The 17,067-nt window shown below is 68.1% G+C and carries 17 protein-coding genes; 8 read left to right on the forward strand and 9 right to left on the reverse strand.

The window, feature by feature from the left end; all coding sequences use genetic code 11:
* Nucleotides 1-9: 9 nt before the first annotated feature.
* The 4 genes from Bsp3421_RS10885 to Bsp3421_RS10900 all read right to left on the reverse strand — a co-directional run bounded on the left by Bsp3421_RS10885 (nt 10) and on the right by Bsp3421_RS10900 (nt 3,979).
* Nucleotides 10-876 (reverse strand): CPBP family glutamic-type intramembrane protease, encoded by an 867-nt coding sequence (locus Bsp3421_RS10885; protein ID WP_273995960.1) that lies wholly within the window; start codon nt 874-876, stop codon nt 10-12.
* 95 nt (nt 877-971) lie between these two features.
* Nucleotides 972-1,760 (reverse strand): DUF3050 domain-containing protein, encoded by a 789-nt coding sequence (locus tag Bsp3421_RS10890; protein ID WP_273995962.1) that lies wholly within the window; start codon nt 1,758-1,760, stop codon nt 972-974.
* Nucleotides 1,761-2,229: 469 nt separating this feature from the next.
* Entirely contained in the window at nt 2,230-2,931 is a 702-nt protein-coding gene (locus tag Bsp3421_RS10895) for a fumarylacetoacetate hydrolase family protein (RefSeq protein WP_273995964.1), read from the reverse strand.
* 127 nt (nt 2,932-3,058) lie between these two features.
* Nucleotides 3,059-3,979, reverse strand: coding sequence for an AraC family transcriptional regulator (locus tag Bsp3421_RS10900; protein ID WP_273995966.1), 921 nt, complete (start codon nt 3,977-3,979; stop codon nt 3,059-3,061).
* A gap of 212 nt (nt 3,980-4,191) precedes the next feature.
* Between Bsp3421_RS10900 and Bsp3421_RS10905 the strand changes: the two genes are divergently transcribed.
* The 4 genes from Bsp3421_RS10905 (at nt 4,192) to Bsp3421_RS10920 (ending at nt 9,037) form a co-directional block, all read left to right on the forward strand.
* Nucleotides 4,192-4,701: a sigma-70 family RNA polymerase sigma factor gene (locus Bsp3421_RS10905; protein ID WP_273995967.1), complete on the forward strand. Its 510-nt coding sequence runs from the start codon at nt 4,192-4,194 to the stop codon at nt 4,699-4,701.
* Entirely contained in the window at nt 4,698-5,681 is a 984-nt protein-coding gene (locus tag Bsp3421_RS10910) for a FecR domain-containing protein (RefSeq protein ID WP_273995968.1), read from the forward strand. The genes Bsp3421_RS10905 and Bsp3421_RS10910 overlap by 4 nt, the downstream gene beginning before the upstream one ends.
* 103 nt (nt 5,682-5,784) lie before the next feature.
* The gene (locus Bsp3421_RS10915; RefSeq protein ID WP_273995970.1) at nt 5,785-8,256 is read left to right on the forward strand and encodes a TonB-dependent siderophore receptor; all 2,472 of its coding nucleotides are present in this window, start codon (nt 5,785-5,787) and stop codon (nt 8,254-8,256) included.
* 34 nt (nt 8,257-8,290) lie between these two features.
* A complete protein-coding gene (locus Bsp3421_RS10920; protein ID WP_273995971.1) occupies nt 8,291-9,037 on the forward strand; it encodes a hypothetical protein in 747 nt (248 codons plus the stop codon).
* A gap of 12 nt (nt 9,038-9,049) precedes the next feature.
* Here the strand turns inward: Bsp3421_RS10920 and Bsp3421_RS10925 are convergent, their stop codons facing one another.
* The 4 genes from Bsp3421_RS10925 to Bsp3421_RS10940 are packed head-to-tail and all read right to left on the reverse strand — an operon-like array spanning nt 9,050 to nt 13,617.
* Complete coding sequence (locus tag Bsp3421_RS10925; protein ID WP_273995972.1) at nt 9,050-10,021, reverse strand: ABC transporter permease; 972 nt, start codon at nt 10,019-10,021, stop codon at nt 9,050-9,052.
* The gene (locus Bsp3421_RS10930; protein WP_443111428.1) at nt 10,014-11,027 is read right to left on the reverse strand and encodes an ABC transporter permease; all 1,014 of its coding nucleotides are present in this window, start codon (nt 11,025-11,027) and stop codon (nt 10,014-10,016) included. The genes Bsp3421_RS10925 and Bsp3421_RS10930 overlap by 8 nt, the downstream gene beginning before the upstream one ends.
* A complete protein-coding gene (locus tag Bsp3421_RS10935) occupies nt 11,024-12,577 on the reverse strand; it encodes a sugar ABC transporter ATP-binding protein (RefSeq protein WP_273995973.1) in 1,554 nt (517 codons plus the stop codon). The genes Bsp3421_RS10930 and Bsp3421_RS10935 overlap by 4 nt, the downstream gene beginning before the upstream one ends.
* Nucleotides 12,574-13,617: a sugar ABC transporter substrate-binding protein gene (locus Bsp3421_RS10940; protein WP_273995974.1), complete on the reverse strand. Its 1,044-nt coding sequence runs from the start codon at nt 13,615-13,617 to the stop codon at nt 12,574-12,576. Before Bsp3421_RS10940 ends, Bsp3421_RS10935 begins: the two co-directional genes overlap by 4 nt.
* A gap of 605 nt (nt 13,618-14,222) precedes the next feature.
* On the opposite strand from Bsp3421_RS10940, the gene Bsp3421_RS10945 reads away from it, so the two are divergent.
* A complete protein-coding gene (locus Bsp3421_RS10945; RefSeq protein WP_443111429.1) occupies nt 14,223-14,936 on the forward strand; it encodes a methyltransferase family protein in 714 nt (237 codons plus the stop codon).
* Between the two features lie 116 nt (nt 14,937-15,052).
* On the opposite strand, the gene Bsp3421_RS10950 is transcribed toward Bsp3421_RS10945, so the two are convergent.
* Entirely contained in the window at nt 15,053-15,283 is a 231-nt protein-coding gene (locus tag Bsp3421_RS10950; RefSeq protein ID WP_273995976.1) for a hypothetical protein, read from the reverse strand.
* A 150-nt stretch (nt 15,284-15,433) separates the two neighbouring features.
* On the opposite strand from Bsp3421_RS10950, the gene Bsp3421_RS10955 reads away from it, so the two are divergent.
* The 3 genes from Bsp3421_RS10955 to Bsp3421_RS10965 all read left to right on the forward strand — a co-directional run bounded on the left by Bsp3421_RS10955 (nt 15,434) and on the right by Bsp3421_RS10965 (nt 17,007).
* Nucleotides 15,434-15,841 (forward strand): hypothetical protein, encoded by a 408-nt coding sequence (locus Bsp3421_RS10955; RefSeq protein WP_273995978.1) that lies wholly within the window; start codon nt 15,434-15,436, stop codon nt 15,839-15,841.
* Between the two features lie 149 nt (nt 15,842-15,990).
* The gene (locus tag Bsp3421_RS10960; protein ID WP_273995980.1) at nt 15,991-16,467 is read left to right on the forward strand and encodes a hypothetical protein; all 477 of its coding nucleotides are present in this window, start codon (nt 15,991-15,993) and stop codon (nt 16,465-16,467) included.
* Nucleotides 16,468-16,806: 339 nt separating this feature from the next.
* Nucleotides 16,807-17,007 carry a hypothetical protein gene (locus Bsp3421_RS10965; protein ID WP_273995982.1) on the forward strand — a complete coding sequence of 67 codons (201 nt, stop codon included), beginning with the start codon at nt 16,807-16,809 and terminating at the stop codon, nt 17,005-17,007.
* The last annotated feature ends 60 nt before the right edge of the window (nt 17,008-17,067 follow it).

Raw genomic sequence — 17,067 nt, forward strand, 5'->3', positions numbered from 1 at the left:
GCGGCGACCTCAGCGCGCCGCCTGCAGCATCGGATAGGTGAACAGCGTGAAGTGGATGAGGTTCAGGCCGAGGTGGGCGAGCACGGCGGCGCGCAGGCCGCCGTGGCGGTAGGCGAGCCCGTAGCCGACGCCCGCGACGGTGCCGAGCACGGCCCAGGGCCAGCCGCCCGCCAGATGCGCCGCGCCGAACGCGACGGCGGCCAGCGCCAGCGCGAGCGTGCCGCCGCCGCGCCGCGGCGCGAGCAGGCGCTCGAGGCCGCCTTGCAGATAGCCGCGAAACAGCGCCTCCTCGGCGAAGGTGACGAGCAGCGCATTGTTGAGCAGCCACAGCCAGCCGAGCGCGGGCCATTTCGGCGCCCAGCCGACCATCCCGAGCGCCAGCGCGAACGAGAGACATGCCGTCGAAGTGGCGAGCGCCGAGCCCAGGCCGATGCGCATGCTGCGCGCGCAGGGCACGGCCGGCCGCAGCCAGGGCAGCACCCACATCAGCCAGAAGCCGACGAGCGGCTTGTCGAAATTCAGGTACATCGTGAACGGCACGGCGTCGGGCGTGAAGCGCACCGGGCCGATCACGCGTGGATTGTGGAAGCCCGGCAGCCAGTGCAGGGTCAGCGCGACCGCGAGCACGATGAACAGCAGGTGTCCTGACCAGCGCGCGGCGACGGGCCGCTGCGGGGCGACGAGATAGGCGGCCGCGGCGAGCAGCGCAAGCGGCGCGACGGCCGCCGGGGCAAGCTGCCCGGTCATGAAGCCGCCTGCGTAGCCGAGGGCGCATACGCCGAGGCTGAGCCGGCGCAGCCGTGGAATCCAGATCGCCAGCGCTGCGAGGAAGATGGCGCTCCAGGGAAGCGCAAGCCAGAGAGTCGAGCCGGACATAGAGAAGTACTAATGTTCAGATGAAAGGCCGCACATCATAACGCGTCCGTTCCACGAGGCGAAAGAAACGTAAGGAAGGCGGCACGGCGGAGGGATTACAACGCCGGCGCGCGGGCGCGCCGTTCGTCATGCAGATGCGCGAGCAGGCCGTCCCAGAGTTTCAGGCGATCCTCGATCGCCGCGAGCCCCGCCTCGAGCGCCGCTTCGAGCCGGACGGGATCGTCGCCCGCGGCCTCCAGGATCAGGGTGCGCGCAGCCGGCCCGTGCTCGCCCGAATCCACCTCGATGTGGCGGTCGAGGTAGTAGGCGAGCAGCGGCACGTCCTTGCGGTCGACATGCCAGACGTCGAGCAGTGTGCGGAACATGTCCGGAATCACGTTCTCGCGGCCATGAAAGAAATTGCCGAGCACCTCGTGGGTCGGGGCCGACATGCAGACCCGCATCGTTTCCACCACGAACGCATGGACGGGCGGCGGCGGCGCGACCGTGTCGAGCGCGGCGCCGATGCCGACGCCCGAGCGCAGCAGCGCCATCAGCCGCTCGATCTGCTCCGTCGACGCGCCGATGTCGCGCATCGCATGCAGATAGAGGTCGTAGTGGCTCATGTACCCGCGCGGCGTCTCGTCGCATTCCTCGCCGAGCACGATCTCGTTGATGAGCCGCGCCGCGTTGATGTTGAGGGGCGGGATCCACGGCACCGACACCGTCGTCAGGTCTGCCTGCAGCCGCTTGACCAGCGACATGAAATCCCACACCGCGAACACGTGCCACTCCATGAACGTCCGCAGCTCCTCGATCGACCGAATCGAATGGAAAACCGGGTGATTGGCCAGCGCGTCATGCCGCGCGGCAAGCTTCGATTCGAGCAATTCAATCTTGGCCATGATGTTATCCCTTGATGAAAATCGGATTATGTTTTGATGCCGGGAAAAAGATCGCGGGAAGATCGTTACCCGTCATGGCGAGCGGAACAGTGTGTCATGCGGCCCGGCTCGCGCCTCCATATTAATAAGTCGGAAGCTCGCGGCAATGCCTTTTCGACTGACGGTGAAGCGATCTGGGTGACCAAGGCCCGGCCAGCCTGCGAAGGGATTTTTACTCAGCCAGGTGGATTTTTTTATTGATTTTTGTCCGTGCGATCTGGCGTGCTTTGCGCAAGCACAGGTCGAAAATATAAATTTTGTTAATCCGGGGCGCGCGGAATTTTATTCATCCCGGCGATGTCGCGCCCCGCATGCCCGTCGCAATCCGACGTAACAAAACAAATACGGGGAGTCAGCCTGCACCGGCGACTCCCCGCTTGAGACCATGCACGCCGCGGCGGGCGCGCGCGGATCAGCGCTTATTCGGCGCTTATTCGGCGCGGGCCCCGAGCACGAATTCGAACGCGTCGACCCCGTCGACGCCACCCGTCACGCGGTCGCCCGGCTGCAACGCGCCGACGCCGGCCGGCGTGCCGCTGAAGATCAGGTCGCCCGGGCGCAGTTCGACGGAGCGGGACACGTGGCTGATGATGTCGGCCACCGGCCAGATGAGGTCCGCGAGATCGCCTTGCTGGCGCAATTCGCCGTTGACCGCGAGCCAGATGCGGCCGGCGGACGGATGGCCGAGCGTCGCGGCCGGGTGCAGCGGGCTCAGCGGCCCCGAGGCGTCGAAGCCCTTGGCCCAATCCCACGGCCGGCCGAGCTTCTTGGCCTCGGCCTGCAGGTCGCGCCGGGTCAGGTCGACGCCGACGCCATAACCCCATACGTGGTCGAGCGCCGCGGCGGCCGGGATGGCGCGGCCCGCGCGACCGATCGCGATCACGAGTTCGATCTCGTGGTGCAGATCGGCGGTCAGCGGCGGGTAAGGCACGCTGTCGCGCGCGGGCACGATCGCGTCGGCCGGCTTGGTGAAGAAGAAGGGCGGTTCGCGGTCAGGATCGTGGCCCATCTCGCGGGCATGGTCCGCGTAGTTGCGGCCGACGCAGAAGACCCGGCGCACGGGGAAGCGGGACGTGCTTCCGGCGATCTCGACGGAAGGCGCGATGGGCGGCGGCACGGCAAAGTCGGTCATGTTCGGTTCCTGTCTGGTTGGGACATCGGCGCGGCCGGCCCGCGTGGGCCCGCGCGCCGCTCTGCCGTCACGATAGCAAGACTGGGGCGGCGGCACCGCGACGCAAGTGGCTGATTCATGGACATAACTACGCCCCGGGCGGCCCGCCGGCGCTGTTGGCCTCCCGGTAATCCTTCGGCGACAGGCCGACGCGCGCGCGAAAGCGCCGCGAAAAGTACGCTTCGTCGCGAAACCCGACCGACCGCGCGATATCGGTGATGCGCCGCGTCGTGTGCGCGAGCAACGATTGCGCCAGTGCGATGCGGCGATCCGTGACGAGATCGGTGAAGGTGCTGCCGGTTTCCTTGCGGATCAGGTGCGCCAGATAGTTGGGCGACAGGAACGCCGCCTCCGCGGTGCCCGCGAGCGTCAGCTCGCCGTTGGTCAGGTTCGCGCGCACATGGCGCAGCACGCGGGCGAGCGCATCGCGCCGGCCCGCGCGCGGCGCGCCGCCGTGCGTGAGCCGTTCGAGCGGCCCGGCGTATTGCATGCAGACGAGGCCGATCAGCTGCAGCAGGTAGCCGCGCAGCAGCGGCACCGAGCCGAACGTGCGCGCGCGGTCCGCATCGAGCATGCGTTCGGTGAGCCGGCGCGCCTCGTCGAATGCGGCGCCCGTCAGGATGAAATCGAGATGCTCCTGGACGCGGAACGGCGCCAGCTCCGGCGCGCGTTGCGCGGGCAGATCGTCGAGGTCGAGCGGGTCGACGTCGAGGTCGGCGCGCAGGAAGGCCAGCGAGAAATTGACGACCACGAAATGCGCGCCGGGCGGATGCGGGATCAGGTGCTCGCGGTAGGGCGGCACGAACGCGAGCGCGCCGCGCGGAAACGGGCGCGTGACGCCGCCGATGCGCTGCTCGGTGTCGCCGCCCAGGTTGAACTGGATCTGGAAATACGCATGCCGATGAGGCTCGGTGATCGCCTGGCGCGTGGTCTGATCGCGGATGTAGAAATCGAGGCGATCGCTGCGCTCGGGCATCGCGTAGATGCGCGGCTGGGAATCGGAAGACATGACGGTGGTGCGTGAAATGCGTGCGAGTCGCGATGGTACAGCGGTTGCGCTCCGTGCGGGCGGCCTTTGGCCATACCCGGCCACCCGCACGACCCGGGCCCGGGCCGGGCGGGCGTCGCGCGTCTTCCTCCTTGGTCAGTTTCGTAAACTGTATATAATAATCATTCTCATTTACAAACTCGCACCCCGGTCACCTCGGGAACAGACGGCTCATGTCGGCAAACAAACTGCTGCTGCATCAGGAAATCGGCACGCTCTATACCGGCCACCATCGTTGGCTGCACAGCTGGCTGAGCAGGAAGGTGGGGTGCGCGCACCGGGCCGCCGACCTTGCGCACGACACCTTCATGCGGCTGCTCGCGCGCGACGAGCCGATCGACGCCGGTGAGCCGCGCGCGTTCCTGACCACGGTCGCGCAGCGCGTGCTGTTCAACCACTGGCGGCGCGAGCAGGTCGAGCGCGCTTACCTGGATGCGTTGCAGCAACTGCCGGAAGCCCATGCACCTTCGCCCGAGACGCGCGCGATCCTGCTGGAAACCCTGATCGAGATCGACCAGTTGCTCGACGGCCTGCCCGTCGTCGTGAAACGCACGTTCCTGCTGTCCCAGCTTGACGGGCTCACGCACACCGAGATCGCCGCCGAGCTGGGCATCTCGCTGTCGACCGTGAAGCGCCATCTGGTCAAGGCGGGCGCGCAGTGCTTCTTCGCGCTGGCCGCATGAGGACGGCGACATCCTGGCCCAGCGTGCCGCCCGAGGTGGCGCAGCGTGCCGTCGAATGGTGGGTCGAGCTAGGATCGGGGCGCGCCACCGACGCCACCCGCGCAGGCCTCGCGCGCTGGCGCGCGCAGGATCCGCTGCACGAGGCCGCATGGCGTCATATCGAGAAGGTCAACAGCGGGTTCGCCCGGTTCGCCGGCGGGTCCGGCGCCGAGGCGGCCCGCGCCGCGCTGCTCGCGCCCGCGCGGCGCCGGGCGGCGCTCAAGACCCTGAGCGTGCTGCTCGGCGTGGGCGGCGCGGCGTGGATGACCGAACGCAGCACGCCCTGGCAGGCCTGGCGCGCCGACCTGCGCACCGCGGTCGGAGAGCGCCGCGCCGTCACGCTCGCCGACCGGACCGTGCTCACGCTCAATACCGATTCGGCGGTCAATCTCCACTTCGATGCGTTCTCGCGCACCATCCGGCTGGTACGCGGCGAAATCATGGTCGCGAGTGGCCACGATCCGCATGCGCCGGCCCGCCCGTTTTCCGTCGTCACGGAGCAGGGCGCGCTGCAGCCGCTCGGCACGCGCTTCGCGGTGCGCGGACAGGCCGCGACAACCCGGATCGAGGTGTTCCAGGGCGCCGTGCGCGCCACGCCGCACGATGCGCCCGCCGCTGCCCGCGTCGTCGACGCCGGCCAGACCACGCGCTTCACGCGCACCGCGCTCGAACCCGTTGCGCCGCTCGCCGACGACGCGGCGGCCTGGACCGATGGGATGCTGGTCGCGGCCGGCATGCGGCTCGGCGACCTGATCGCCGAGCTGGATCGCTATCGCCCGGGCCGCCTCGACTGCGACGCGGCGGTCGCGGACCTGCGCGTCTCCGGCACCTATCCGCTCGACGACACCGACCGGATCCTCACGGTGCTGCGCGCGACCTTGCCCGTCGGGATCGCGTCGTTCACGCGCTACTGGGTCAGGGTCGTGCCGGCCCGGACCTGAGCCCTATCAAAATATTTTCGGCCGGGGTGAGCTGTTTTTCGATGTTCGCGTGACATGGGAAATGAAAGCAGCACTTCGCCCAACGTCCCATCCGTCACCGATCATGAATTCGTTCATTCGCCTCCCTCCTCGCCGCGCGCCGTGGCGGATCGTCCAGCATCTCGCCGCCGCCGCGCTCGTCTCGGCCCTCGCGCCGCCCGCCGCGTGGGCCTCCCCGGACGGCACACCGTCCGCCGCCGAGCGCGCCGCGCGCCGCGCCTACGCGATCCCGGAAGGTCCGCTCGAAGCGACGCTCAACCGTTTCGGCCGCGAGGCGGGGATCCTGCTCGCGTTCTCGCGCGAACAGGCCGACGGTCTGCGCAGCCCGGGCGTGCGGGGCGAATTCGATACAGCGGCCGCGCTCGACCGGCTGTTGACCGGCACCGGCCTGATCGCGGTGCGCCAGCCCGGCGGCGGCTACACGCTGATCCGGGCCGGCGCGCCGGGGGCGACGACGGGCGGCGTCGCCGCCGAAACCGCGCTGCCCGCGGTCGCCGTACGCGCGAGCGGGCCGCAGGCCGACAGCTATCGGCCCGCCGAAGAGGCGTCGATCACGCGCTCGGACGCGAAGCTTCTCGACACGCCCCAGGCGATCAACGTCGTCCCCGCGCAGGTGCTGCGCGACCAGCGGCCGCGCAACCTCGACGACGCGCTCGCCAACGTGAGCGGCATCACCCAGGGCAACACACTCGCGGGCACCCAGGACACGCTGATGAAGCGCGGCTTCGGGGCGAATCGCGATGGCTCGGTGATGCAGAACGGCATGCCGCTCGTGCAGGGCCGCGCGCTCAACGAGACCACCGACAGCGTCGAGGTGCTCAAGGGGCCGGCGTCGCTGCTGTACGGGATCATGGATCCCGGCGGCGTGATCAACGTCGTCAGCAAGCAGCCGTCGCTGACCCGCTACAACGCGATCTCGGTGCTCGGCTCGACCTACGGCCATGGACGCAACGGCGCGGGCGTGACGTTCGACTCGACCGGCGCGATCGGCGACTCGCGGCTCGCGTACCGGCTCATCGTGAACCAGAGCGACGAGCCGTACTGGCGCAACTTCGGCACCAATCGCGGAACGCTCGTCGCTCCCTCGCTCGCGTGGTACGGCCGGGACACCCAGGTGTCGCTGTCCTACCAGTACCGCACATTCCTGGCGCCGTTCGATCGCGGCACCTCGCTCGATCCGCGCACCAACGCGCCCCTCGATATTCCCGCGCGCCGTCGTCTCGACGAGCCGTTCAACAATATGGAGGGAGAATCGCACCTCGCTCAGCTGATGATCGACCACCGGATCAATCCGGACTGGTCGGTGCATCTCGGCTACAGCTACAACCGCGAGACCTACGACGCGAACCAGCTGCGCATCACCGGCATCAATCCGGGCAAGGGCACGCTCACGCGCAGCAACGACGCGACGCACGGCTCGCTCAGCACCGACAGCTACGGCATCGCGTATGCGAACGGGAAGCTGCGCGTCGCGGGCATGGAGCACGACGTGATGGTCGGCGTCGACAGCGAGTACCGGCGCATTTATCGCGCGGACCTGCTGCGCCAGGCCGTCAAGACGCCGTTCAGCTACCTGAATCCGGTGTACGGCGGCCTGGGCGCGTCGAGCACGGTGTCGGCGGGCGACAGCGACCAGACCGACACGCTGCACGACGCCTCGTTCTTCGTGCAGGACAGCGTGAAGCTCACCGACAAGTGGATCCTGGTCGGCGGCGTGCGCTTCCTGACCTACAACCAGGTGGCGGGCCGAGGCCGGCCGTTCCAGCGCAATACCGATATCGACGGCCGCAAGTGGTTGCCGCGCGCGGGCCTCGTCTACAAGTGGAACGACGCGTTCTCGCTGTACGGCAGCTATACACAGTCGCTGAAACCGAATTCGACGATCGCGCCGCTCGGCTCGAACACCGTGATCGACTCGGCGATGCTGCCGGAACAGTCGACGTCGTGGGAGCTGGGCGGCAAGCTCGACCTGCCGGCCGGCCTGACCGGCACGCTCGCGCTGTTCAACATCGACAAGCGCAACGTGCTCGTGTCGCAATTCAACGACGCCACCAAGCTCACCGACTGGCGCACCGCCGGCAAGGCCCGTTCGCGCGGCGTCGAACTCGACGTGTCCGGCCAGATCGGCGAACGCTGGAACGTGATCGCGAGCTACGCGTACATCGACGCCAAGACCACAGAGGATCCGCTGTACGCGGGCAACCAGCTGTGGAATGTCGCCCGGCACACGGCGTCGCTCGCGGCCGTCTACGACGTCGGCACCGTGTTCGGCGGCGACGATCTGCGGATCGGCGCGGCGGGCCGCTACGTGGGCGCGCGCCCCGGCGATTCCGCGAACAGCTTCACGCTGCCGTCCTACGTGATCGCCGATGCGTTCGCCAGCTACGACACGCGGATCGGCAAGCAGAAGCTGCAGTTCCAGCTCAACGTGAAGAACCTGTTCAACCGCACCTACTACCCGTCGAGCGCGAACCGCTACTTCGTCGCGATCGGCGATGCGCGGCAGGTCTCGTTGCTGACGACCCTGCAGTTCTGAGTCACCGTCCAGCGAGCCGACCAGGAGATTTACCATGTCCGATCATTTCCGTTCCTTCAAACCCTTGCGGCGCGCCTTGCTGCGCGCGGCCGCCGGCGCGGCGCTCGCGTTCCCGGCTGCGCTGCCGCCGGTATACGCGCAGACGCCCGCGCAGCCCGGCGCCGGCAAGCGCGTCGTGATGCTCGTGCAACTGCACGGTCCCGACCTGAAAGTCGACGCGCGCGCGCAGGCGCATCTGGCGGCGCGCGGCTACGTGGTGCGCCTCGTCGACGAGGCGCAGCCGGTCGAGGCCGCCGCCGATGCCGATCTCGTCATCATTTCGTCGACCGTCGCGTCGAAGCACGTCGCGAGCGGCTGGCGCACGCTCGCGAAGCCGCTCGTCACCTGGGAAAACGACCTGCTCGACGATCTCGCGATGACCGGCAAGCGGCACGACGCCGATTTCGGCGAGACCGGGAAGGAGCGTTACCTGTGGATCGTCAACGCGCCGCATCCGATCGCGGCCGGGCTGCGCGCGGGCGCGACCAACGTGTACGGCCGCCAGGCGAGCATGAGCTGGGGCAAGCCGGGGCTCGGCGCGTCGATCATCGCGACCGTCTACGGGCAGCCGGAGAAGGCCGCGATCTTCGCCTACGAGACCGGCGCGACGATGGACTACGAATCGCTCGCGCCCGCGCGCCGGGTGATGCTGTTCCTGAACAACACGACGTTCGAGAACCTGTCGGCGGACGGCCTCATGCTGTTCGACGGCGCGGTGGACTGGGCGGCCGGGCTGCGCTGAGCGGCGCGCCGCTCAACCCGCGCGCCGCGGTGCGCGGGTGGGCTGGGCGAGCGAGCCGAGCGCGAGGACCGCGAAGATCAGCACGCCGGTGGCGACCTGCTGCCAGTAGAAGTTCCAGCCGATCAGCAACAGGCCGTTCGCGGCGAAGGCGAGCAGCAGCACGCCGACGAGCGTGCCGCCGACATTGGGCCGCGCCTGCCTGGACAGCGTCGCGCCGATGAATACCGCGCCGATCGCATTGAGCAGATAGGCATTGCCGGCGAGCGGCGCATAGGCGCGCACGGTCGACGACAGCACGATCCCGGCCACCCCGTCGATCAGTGCGCTCGCAACCAGCACGGCGGCCGTGACCGCGCCGACCGGCAGGCCCGAGTAGCGGGCGACGCCCGGCGCGGCGCCGAGCGCCGCGACCGCGCGTCCGAAGCGCGTATGCGCGAGCGCGACGTAGAGCGCCAGCGCGAGGCCCGCGACGATCCACAGCGGCGCGGCGACGCCGGCCGCGCCGCCATGCGCGAGCGTGTCGAAAACGGGGGGCAGCGCGACGCTCAGCAGGTAGATCGGCTGGCCGCCGTCGGTCGCGAGTTGCTGAATCGTCTGGCCGATGAACAGCGTGCCCAGGGTGGCGAGAAACGGTGCGATGCCGAGCCGCGCAACCAGCACGCTGTTGAATGCACCGACCGCGAGCGCGGCCGCGAGCCCGGCGCAGGCGGCGGGCGCGACGCCCAGGCCGTGCGCGAGCGCGACGACGAACGCGAGGCCCGCGACATCGATCGAGGTGCCGAGCGAGAGGTCGATCGCCCCGATCGACAAGGCGAGCGTCATGCCGAGCGCCGCGATCGCGAGCAGGGCGACGTTGTCGACCAGCACCCGCTCGATGTTGGCGAGCGTCGCAAACCCGGGCGCCGTCGCGGCAAAACCCGCGAGCACGATGAACAGCGCGCCGAGCACCGCGAAGCGGCGCGACTGCGCGAACCAGTCAGCCATCGGCTCTTCCTCCCGCATGACGCCGCCGCATGAATGCGGTGGCGGCGACGACGAACAGGATCAGTGCCCCCTCGACCCCGTTGACCCAATAGCTCGACAGGTTGTTCAGCTGGAAACCGTTGACCAGCATGCCGACGAACAGCACGGCGACCAGCGTGCCCGGGATCGTCGGCACGAAGCGTCGCAAAAACACCGCGCCGAGCAGCACGGCAGCGACGACGGGCAGCAGGTTGTCGCCGGAACCGGGGGCGCTGCCGCTCAGGAGGGCCCCCGAAGCGAGCGCGGCGAAGGCCGCCGCGATGCCGCTCGCCACATAGCTGGCGGCAATCCGGCGCGCAGCCGGGATGCCCGCCGCCGCCGCGGCCGCGCGGTGCGCGCCGACGGCTCGCAGGTGCAGCCCCCACGGCGTGCGGTGCACGGCGACGCCGAGCACCGCGGCCGCGGCGAGCAGCGCGCAACCGATGCGCGGCACGCCGAACGGCCCGTCTTCGAGCAAGGCGCCGAGCAGGGGGCTGGCGGCTTCCACGGCGGTGTTCTGCGTCAACACCAGTTCGAGACCCGCGCACAGGTTCATCGTCGTCAGCGTGGCGAGCAGGGGGAGGATCCGCAGCCGCGTGACGGCCCACGCGTTGAGCGCGCCCACCGCCGCGCCCGCGCCGAAGGTCAGCGCGCAGGCGAGCGCATCGCCGAGCCCCGCGCGCGTCGCGACCGCGAATACGGCCGCGCACCAGCCGAGGTTGGCCGCGATCGACAGGTCGAGCCCGCCGGTGATCGCATCGTCGCCGCCGCCGATCATCACGATGGTCAGGCCGAGCGCCAGTAGCCCGGTCACGGCGCTCTGCTGCAGCACATTGCCGAGGTTCGCGAGCGTCAGGAACAGCGGCGAGCCGAGCGCGAAGCCGGCGCAGACGAGTGCGACGGCAAGCCACGCGCCCTGCCTGAGCCAGGCGCGCGCCCGAAGGGGCATCGGTGGCGCGCCGAGGGGCGTGTCCGGTACCGCGTTCATGCCGGCACGCCATCGGGCGGGTGCGGCGCGCGGGCGCCGGTGGTCCACGCGAGCAAGGTCGCGGCGTCGGTGCGCGCGGACGGGCAGGCGGCGACGATCCGGCCGCGCGCCATCACGAGCACCCGGTCGGTGAGCGCGAGCAGCTCGTCGAGATCGCTCGACAGCACGAGTATCGCCGCGCCGGTCCGTGCGAGTTCATCGACGAGCAGGTAGATCTGCGCTTTCGCGGCGACGTCGACGCCGACCGTCGGCTCGTCCAGCAGATAGATCGTCGACGCGCGGCTCAGCCATTTGGCGAGCGAGACTTTTTGCTGGTTGCCGCCCGACAGGAAACGCACCGCGCGCTCCGGATCGGCGGGGCGGATGTCGAGACGCCGGATCAGCGCCCGTGCCGCGGTGGTTTCATCGCGGCGGCGGATCAGGCCGACGCGGGCGAAGCGCGACAGGTTGGCCAGCAGAGCGTTCTCGCGCACGCTCAGCGTCGCCGCGACGCCATGCGCGTGCCGGTTCTCCGGCACGAGCGCGACGCCGTGCCGGACCGCGTCGCGCGGGCGCCGGAGACGGACGGCGCGGCCCGCGATCGACAGGCTGCCCTCGGTGGCCGGCTCGATGCCGAACAGCGCGCGCACCAGCGCTTTCGCGCCGGAGCCCAGCGCGCCCGTTACGCCGACGATTTCGCCGCGCCGCACCTCGAACGACAGCGGTCCGAAATGTCCCGGCCGAGCGAGGCCGCGCGCGGCCAGCACGATCTCGCCGTGGCGGCGCGGCGTCGTGACCGCACGGCCGCGCGCGGCGTCGCCGACCATCGCCGCGACCAGCGCGGCGGCCGGCGTGGCGCGCGCATCGAAGGTGGCGATGTCGAGGCCGTCCCGCAGCACCGTCACGCGGTCGCACACGGCGGCGATCTCGGCCAGGTAATGCGAGACGTAGAGCACCGTCACGCCGTCGTCGCGCAGCCGTTCGATCGTGCGCAGCAGCCGGTCGATCTCGCCCGACACGAGCGCGGCGGTCGGTTCGTCGAACACCAGGATCGACTTGCGCCGGATCAGCGCGCTCGTGATCTGCACGATCTGCTGTTCGGCGACGCTCAACTCGCCGATCAGGCGGTCGGGCGGCAGATCGATCGCGAACTGTTCGTGCAGACGGGCGCGGCATTCGCGCCGCATCCGCTTCAAGTCGAGCGGCAGCAACGCGCGCAGCAGGTCGGGGCCGCGGCCGAAGGTCGGCGGCTGCGCGAGGAACAGCGCCTCGGCGACCGTGAGCGTTCTCGGCAGCAGACGCTCCTGATGGATGAAACCGATTCCGGCCGTCCGCAGCGGCGTGGCGGGATCGGCCCGCTGTGGGGCGCCGTCGATCGCGATCGTGCCCGCGTCGGGCGCGTACAGGCCGGCGAGGATCTTGATGAGCGTCGACTTGCCCGCGCCGTTCTGGCCCACGAGACCGTGCACGGCGCCGCGCGCGACGTCGAGCGACGCGCCGCGCAGCGCGGTCACGCCGTCGAAGCGCTTCACGATCCCGTGCAGCGTGAGCGCGGAGGCGCCGCGCGTCATGCGCGGGCGGTCCCGGGGAGGACGGCCGCGTTCGCGTGCTGCCCGAGCGTCTGTTGCGCGACGCCGGCGTTGTCCTTGGTCACGAGCACCGACGGCACATAGGTGTAGGCGGGCAGCGCGCGCTCGCCGGCCAGGTAGCGGGCGACATTGCGCGCGGCGGTCTGGCCGATCAGCGCCGGCTGTTGCGCGACCACGGCGGCCGCGCTCGACTTCGGATCCTTGACGAGCGCCACGGCGTCGGGGCTGCCGTCGACCGCGTAGGTGCGGATCTCGCGCCGGCCCGCCGCGTCGACCGCCTGTGTCGCGCCGACCTGCGGCACATCCCACGCGGCCCAGATCGCCGAGATCGATCCTTTCGGGTATTTCTGCAGCAACTGGCTGATCTGCGCGTAGGCGTTCTGCACCGTGTTCGGGATCACGTCGCGCAGCTCCGGTTCCAGGATGCGCACCTTCGGATACCACTTCAGCACGGCCTTCAGCTGGTCGTAGCGAATCGCGCAGACCGGTACGCCGTAGAAGCCGTTGAACACGAGGAGGTTGCCTTCGCCGCGCATGTCGTTGACGAGCTGGAGCGCCAGCTGCGAACCGATCAGGAAGTTGTCCGACGTGACGACGTTCAGGCTCGAAGGCGAGGCGGTATCGATCGTGAAGAGCGGGATGCCGGCCTGGCGGATTTTCCGGAGCCAGGGTTCGAGCACCGAAGCCGTGCCGAGCTGCTCGATGATGGCGTCGGGTTTCTGTGCGATGAGCGTCTGGATCTGCGCGATCTGGCGGCTGTCGCTGCGCCCGGCATCGAGCGCGATCGGCGTGCCGCCGAGCCGCCTCACTTCGTCGATCGCGCCCTGGTAGGCCTTGAGGTCCCAGTAATGATCGGTGCCCACCGCGCTGATGCCGATCCGCTTGCCCTTGAGCGAAGGCGGCGCGGTGCCGGCGGCGGCATCGGCGCGCGCGCTGCCCGGGCGGCCCAGCCCGGCGGCGAGCGCGGCGGCGCCCAGCGCGATGAACTGGCGGCGGTCGAGGATAGGCGGGGCAGCGATCATGGCGGGAGACGAAGCGAGGAAGCCGGCGTTGGACGAGCGATCACTGTATGCAACCCGGGCCGGGAACGGAACGATCGATTCGCGCTTTGGTTATGCGCCGGGCGCACATGGCGAAACGGGACCGGCTGCGCGACGGGGGCGTTCATGCGTCGCGTGTTGCATCGAAATCGTCATGAAAATGAAAGAATGTAATGATCGGGTTTAACCCTCGACCGGGGAAAGATGGATTTCCTTTATGCGTAAATTTGCGTAATGTGGAGTAACAAAATGTTGAATGTTTTGAGCGGTTTATTCACTGTTCGACAAATGGAAAGGGTAATCGGCGCACGCGCCGAAATAATCGACGGCCAGCGGGGGCGGGCCTGGAAGGGTAGCGAAGACGGGGGAGCCGAGTGGAACGGGCGCGCAGGCCGGTGCGCGCCCGGCGGGACGGGAAGTTTGAAAAATATCCGGGTTGAAAGCCGGAAATAGAATGGCAAAAGGCGGCCGGGGTTTTGATGTCGGGATACTGCATCCGGCTATTGGCATGAGTCGACGCTTTGAATGCGCGCGGATGGCCCTTCGGGTCATCCGCGTTCATCCGGCACCGCAGGGGGATCGTGGTCATGACACCGGTCAGCGAACACGAGGTAATCACGAGTGCTCCGCGCGTGGGAGGTCAGTCCATCGCGCGCGCGCGGCCGATCGCGCCGACAGTGCCCGAGAACTGGTTCAGCGTCAGCGTCGAAGTCGCGGCGCGCGTGGCGGCCGGGCTTGCGCTCGGCATATTCGGCTATGCCGCGTACATCGAATGGATCGCCGATCCGTCGCGCATCACGCTGGTGCTGCTGGTGATCACGGCGGCGCTGAGCGTGGGCCTGTCCTTATTCTCGAAGGTGCCGACCAAGCGGGACTGGAGCCCGTTCGCCGTTTTCTTTTCGGTCGCCGGCACGTTCTACTATCTGCTGTTCCAACTGTCGGCCAGCCAGAAAATCATCCCGGAAGACATTGCCGCCTCGATCCAGGTTGTCGGGCTCGCCTGGCAATTGTTCGCGAAGCTGTCGTTGCGGCGCTCGTTCGGCATTCTTCCCGCCAACCGCGGCGTTGTTTCGCGCGGCGCGTATCGCTTCGTCCGCCATCCGATGTACCTCGGTTACCTGATGATCGACGTCGGCTTCCTGTTGGCCAATTTCAGCGTGCAGAACGTGCTCGCGGTGTGCCTGCAGGTGTTGCTCCAGGTCGGACGGATCTATCGCGAGGAGCGGATTCTGTCGGAGGACGGCGCTTATCTCGCCTACAAGGCCAAGGTCAGGTATCGGGTCATTCCCGGGGTGTTCTGACGGTTTCGGCACTTGATGCGGTTCGCCTTCGCGAGCGGGTGTCGCGGAGCGAATGCGACCGCGTGGCGCCACGTTCCGACTGACCGCGCGCGCTCGGTGCGCGAGGGCGCCGGGTTTCAGTTCGCACCGAAATGGCTCAGGACCTGATAGACGAGCAGGTAGGCAAGGCCGCCGGCCAGCAGTGCGATGGGTGGAATGATGAACCATGATGGCTCCCACCTCGGCTTGCTGCCTTGTGGGCCGGATGGCGCGGGATGTGCCGGACGAGGCGGTGGCGCGGGATTGTCCTGTTGCGCCTGTTTCTCCCGAATGGCTTCGCGATACCAGTCGCGATCGTCAAGACTCATGGCGGCCCCTCGGTCATTGTTGTCGCCGCAATTGTAAGCCTGCCGGGAAGGGCGACCGACGAGAAGTTCGAATAAGCACACCAACCCGAAAAGGTGATGTTTCCCGCACGGGAGCGTGCATTGCCTTGCCCCAGCCGATCGAGGTGAAACATGGCTCACGTCGTACAGGTGCCCGCACAAGATCCTTGGGTCAATACCGGCATACGTGTGAAAGCGGGGATGCGTCTGCAATGCCGAGCGATCGGGGTATGGGTGGATGCGGTCATTCCATGTACCGCGGAAGGGTATCCGGCGCCACTGTTCTACACGACAGGGCATCCGCCGCGAATCCCCGACGACGGTCGGTATTTTCGTCTGATGGGGCGCATTGCGCCGAGCGACGCGGCACCGGCCGAGGACGATCCGACGCAGACGTTTCGCATGGGCGCCCAGAGCGACCACGTCGCGACTTCGGATGGCGTTCTCTTCGTATTCGCGAACGACCGCAGCGGCTATTACTGGAACAACTGGGGCTCCGTCACGTTGACCGTCGTCACTGACGAAGCGGGCAGCGCATAGTCCGGACGAGCAGGGCGATTGCGACCTATTGCTGCCTATTGCGGATCGGTCTTGCCGTAGAGATCCGCCACGAAATCGATGAAAGCACGCACCCTCGGCGACACGTGACGCGATTTCGGATAGAGCGCGTAGTCACTGGTATTGGCTGAATGAAAAAGCATCTTCTGGTTGCGCTCGCGTTGGGCATGTGCGCTTTCGGACGTGTCTACGCCGATGCGCAGCTGCCAAGTTTTGACGCGTACCCGGTCGCCGACGGGTTCAAGGGGAGGGTTGCGAAGGTCCGGATCCAGTCATCAAAGGACCGGGAATTTGCGACTCGCTTGCGAGAGGTCACTCACGGCAAACCGAATTTTGCCGGGCACTACATCTTGAGTAGCTGGGGTTGTGGCGCTTCGTGCGTCACAACGGTGGCCGTTGACGCGAAGACAGGCCAGACGACGTGGCTGCCGTTCACGCTGTGTTGCTGGGCTCCTGAGATTGACGTGCCGATCGAGTTTCGCGCTAACAGCCGATTGCTGATCCTTCACGGGAGCCGTAACGAGACTGGCTCGGGCACGTACTATTACCAGTTGGGCGGATCGGGCTTCGAGCTGGTGAAGGCCGTAGAGGTCGGCGCAAGTCAATAGGTGATGAGTTGGGCCCGTCGGAGCTGCTGGAGCGCCCGGAACTTTCGGAGCGTGAGTTGAGTGAAGTTGCCAGGGAGATCCGCCGGCTGTACTGGACGATCCGCAACACGAGGCGCGGTGTCCACGACGCGCGGCGGCGACGGGCGTACGCGATCGCGGTTCAAAAAACGCCTGCTCATGGCAGGCCTCTCAAAGGAGGCGATTCTGGGACTGCTACGCTGTTGCCGGGCGCGAGATCGCCAGCAGCAGGGTTGCTTTGATTGCCCGCATCGCATCGACAAGCTTGCGCATGATATTTGACATAAGGTAAATTATCAAAACTAATTGCAGTGGCTGACGATGCGCAAGATGGACCGGTTCAAGGTCATCCAGCCGGTGACCGAAGCGCGGCTCAAGCCCGCACGGCTGGGGTTGAGCGTGCGGCAGATCGAGCGGCTGGTGCTGCGCTACCAGGCCGCGGGCGTGGCCGGGCTGAATCGTTCCGGGCAACCGGAAGCCGGACGAAGGTCTGGCCATCCGGGCCTTGATCATCACTCGTGAGCGTTATCCGGATTTCGGCCCGACTTTGGCTCGTGAGAAGCTCCGGGAATGCCATGACCC

The sequence above is a fragment of the Burkholderia sp. FERM BP-3421 genome (assembly GCF_028657905.1).
GTDB lineage: Bacteria > Pseudomonadota > Gammaproteobacteria > Burkholderiales > Burkholderiaceae > Burkholderia.

Coding starts and splice junctions, on each gene's coding strand:
- Bsp3421_RS10905 (WP_273995967.1), top strand. CDS start 4,192: ATGTCGGCAAACAAACTGCTGCTGCATCAGGAAATCGGCACGCTCTAT.
- Bsp3421_RS10945 (WP_443111429.1), top strand. CDS start 14,223: ATGACACCGGTCAGCGAACACGAGGTAATCACGAGTGCTCCGCGCGTG.
- Bsp3421_RS10885 (WP_273995960.1), bottom strand. CDS start 876: ATGTCCGGCTCGACTCTCTGGCTTGCGCTTCCCTGGAGCGCCATCTTC.
- Bsp3421_RS10950 (WP_273995976.1), bottom strand. CDS start 15,283: ATGAGTCTTGACGATCGCGACTGGTATCGCGAAGCCATTCGGGAGAAA.
- Bsp3421_RS10915 (WP_273995970.1), top strand. CDS start 5,785: ATGAATTCGTTCATTCGCCTCCCTCCTCGCCGCGCGCCGTGGCGGATC.
- Bsp3421_RS10935 (WP_273995973.1), bottom strand. CDS start 12,577: ATGACGCGCGGCGCCTCCGCGCTCACGCTGCACGGGATCGTGAAGCGC.
- Bsp3421_RS10955 (WP_273995978.1), top strand. CDS start 15,434: ATGGCTCACGTCGTACAGGTGCCCGCACAAGATCCTTGGGTCAATACC.
- Bsp3421_RS10895 (WP_273995964.1), bottom strand. CDS start 2,931: ATGACCGACTTTGCCGTGCCGCCGCCCATCGCGCCTTCCGTCGAGATC.
- Bsp3421_RS10910 (WP_273995968.1), top strand. CDS start 4,698: ATGAGGACGGCGACATCCTGGCCCAGCGTGCCGCCCGAGGTGGCGCAG.
- Bsp3421_RS10930 (WP_443111428.1), bottom strand. CDS start 11,027: ATGAACGCGGTACCGGACACGCCCCTCGGCGCGCCACCGATGCCCCTT.
- Bsp3421_RS10900 (WP_273995966.1), bottom strand. CDS start 3,979: ATGTCTTCCGATTCCCAGCCGCGCATCTACGCGATGCCCGAGCGCAGC.
- Bsp3421_RS10920 (WP_273995971.1), top strand. CDS start 8,291: ATGTCCGATCATTTCCGTTCCTTCAAACCCTTGCGGCGCGCCTTGCTG.
- Bsp3421_RS10925 (WP_273995972.1), bottom strand. CDS start 10,021: ATGGCTGACTGGTTCGCGCAGTCGCGCCGCTTCGCGGTGCTCGGCGCG.
- Bsp3421_RS10890 (WP_273995962.1), bottom strand. CDS start 1,760: ATGGCCAAGATTGAATTGCTCGAATCGAAGCTTGCCGCGCGGCATGAC.
- Bsp3421_RS10965 (WP_273995982.1), top strand. CDS start 16,807: ATGCGCAAGATGGACCGGTTCAAGGTCATCCAGCCGGTGACCGAAGCG.
- Bsp3421_RS10940 (WP_273995974.1), bottom strand. CDS start 13,617: ATGATCGCTGCCCCGCCTATCCTCGACCGCCGCCAGTTCATCGCGCTG.
- Bsp3421_RS10960 (WP_273995980.1), top strand. CDS start 15,991: ATGAAAAAGCATCTTCTGGTTGCGCTCGCGTTGGGCATGTGCGCTTTC.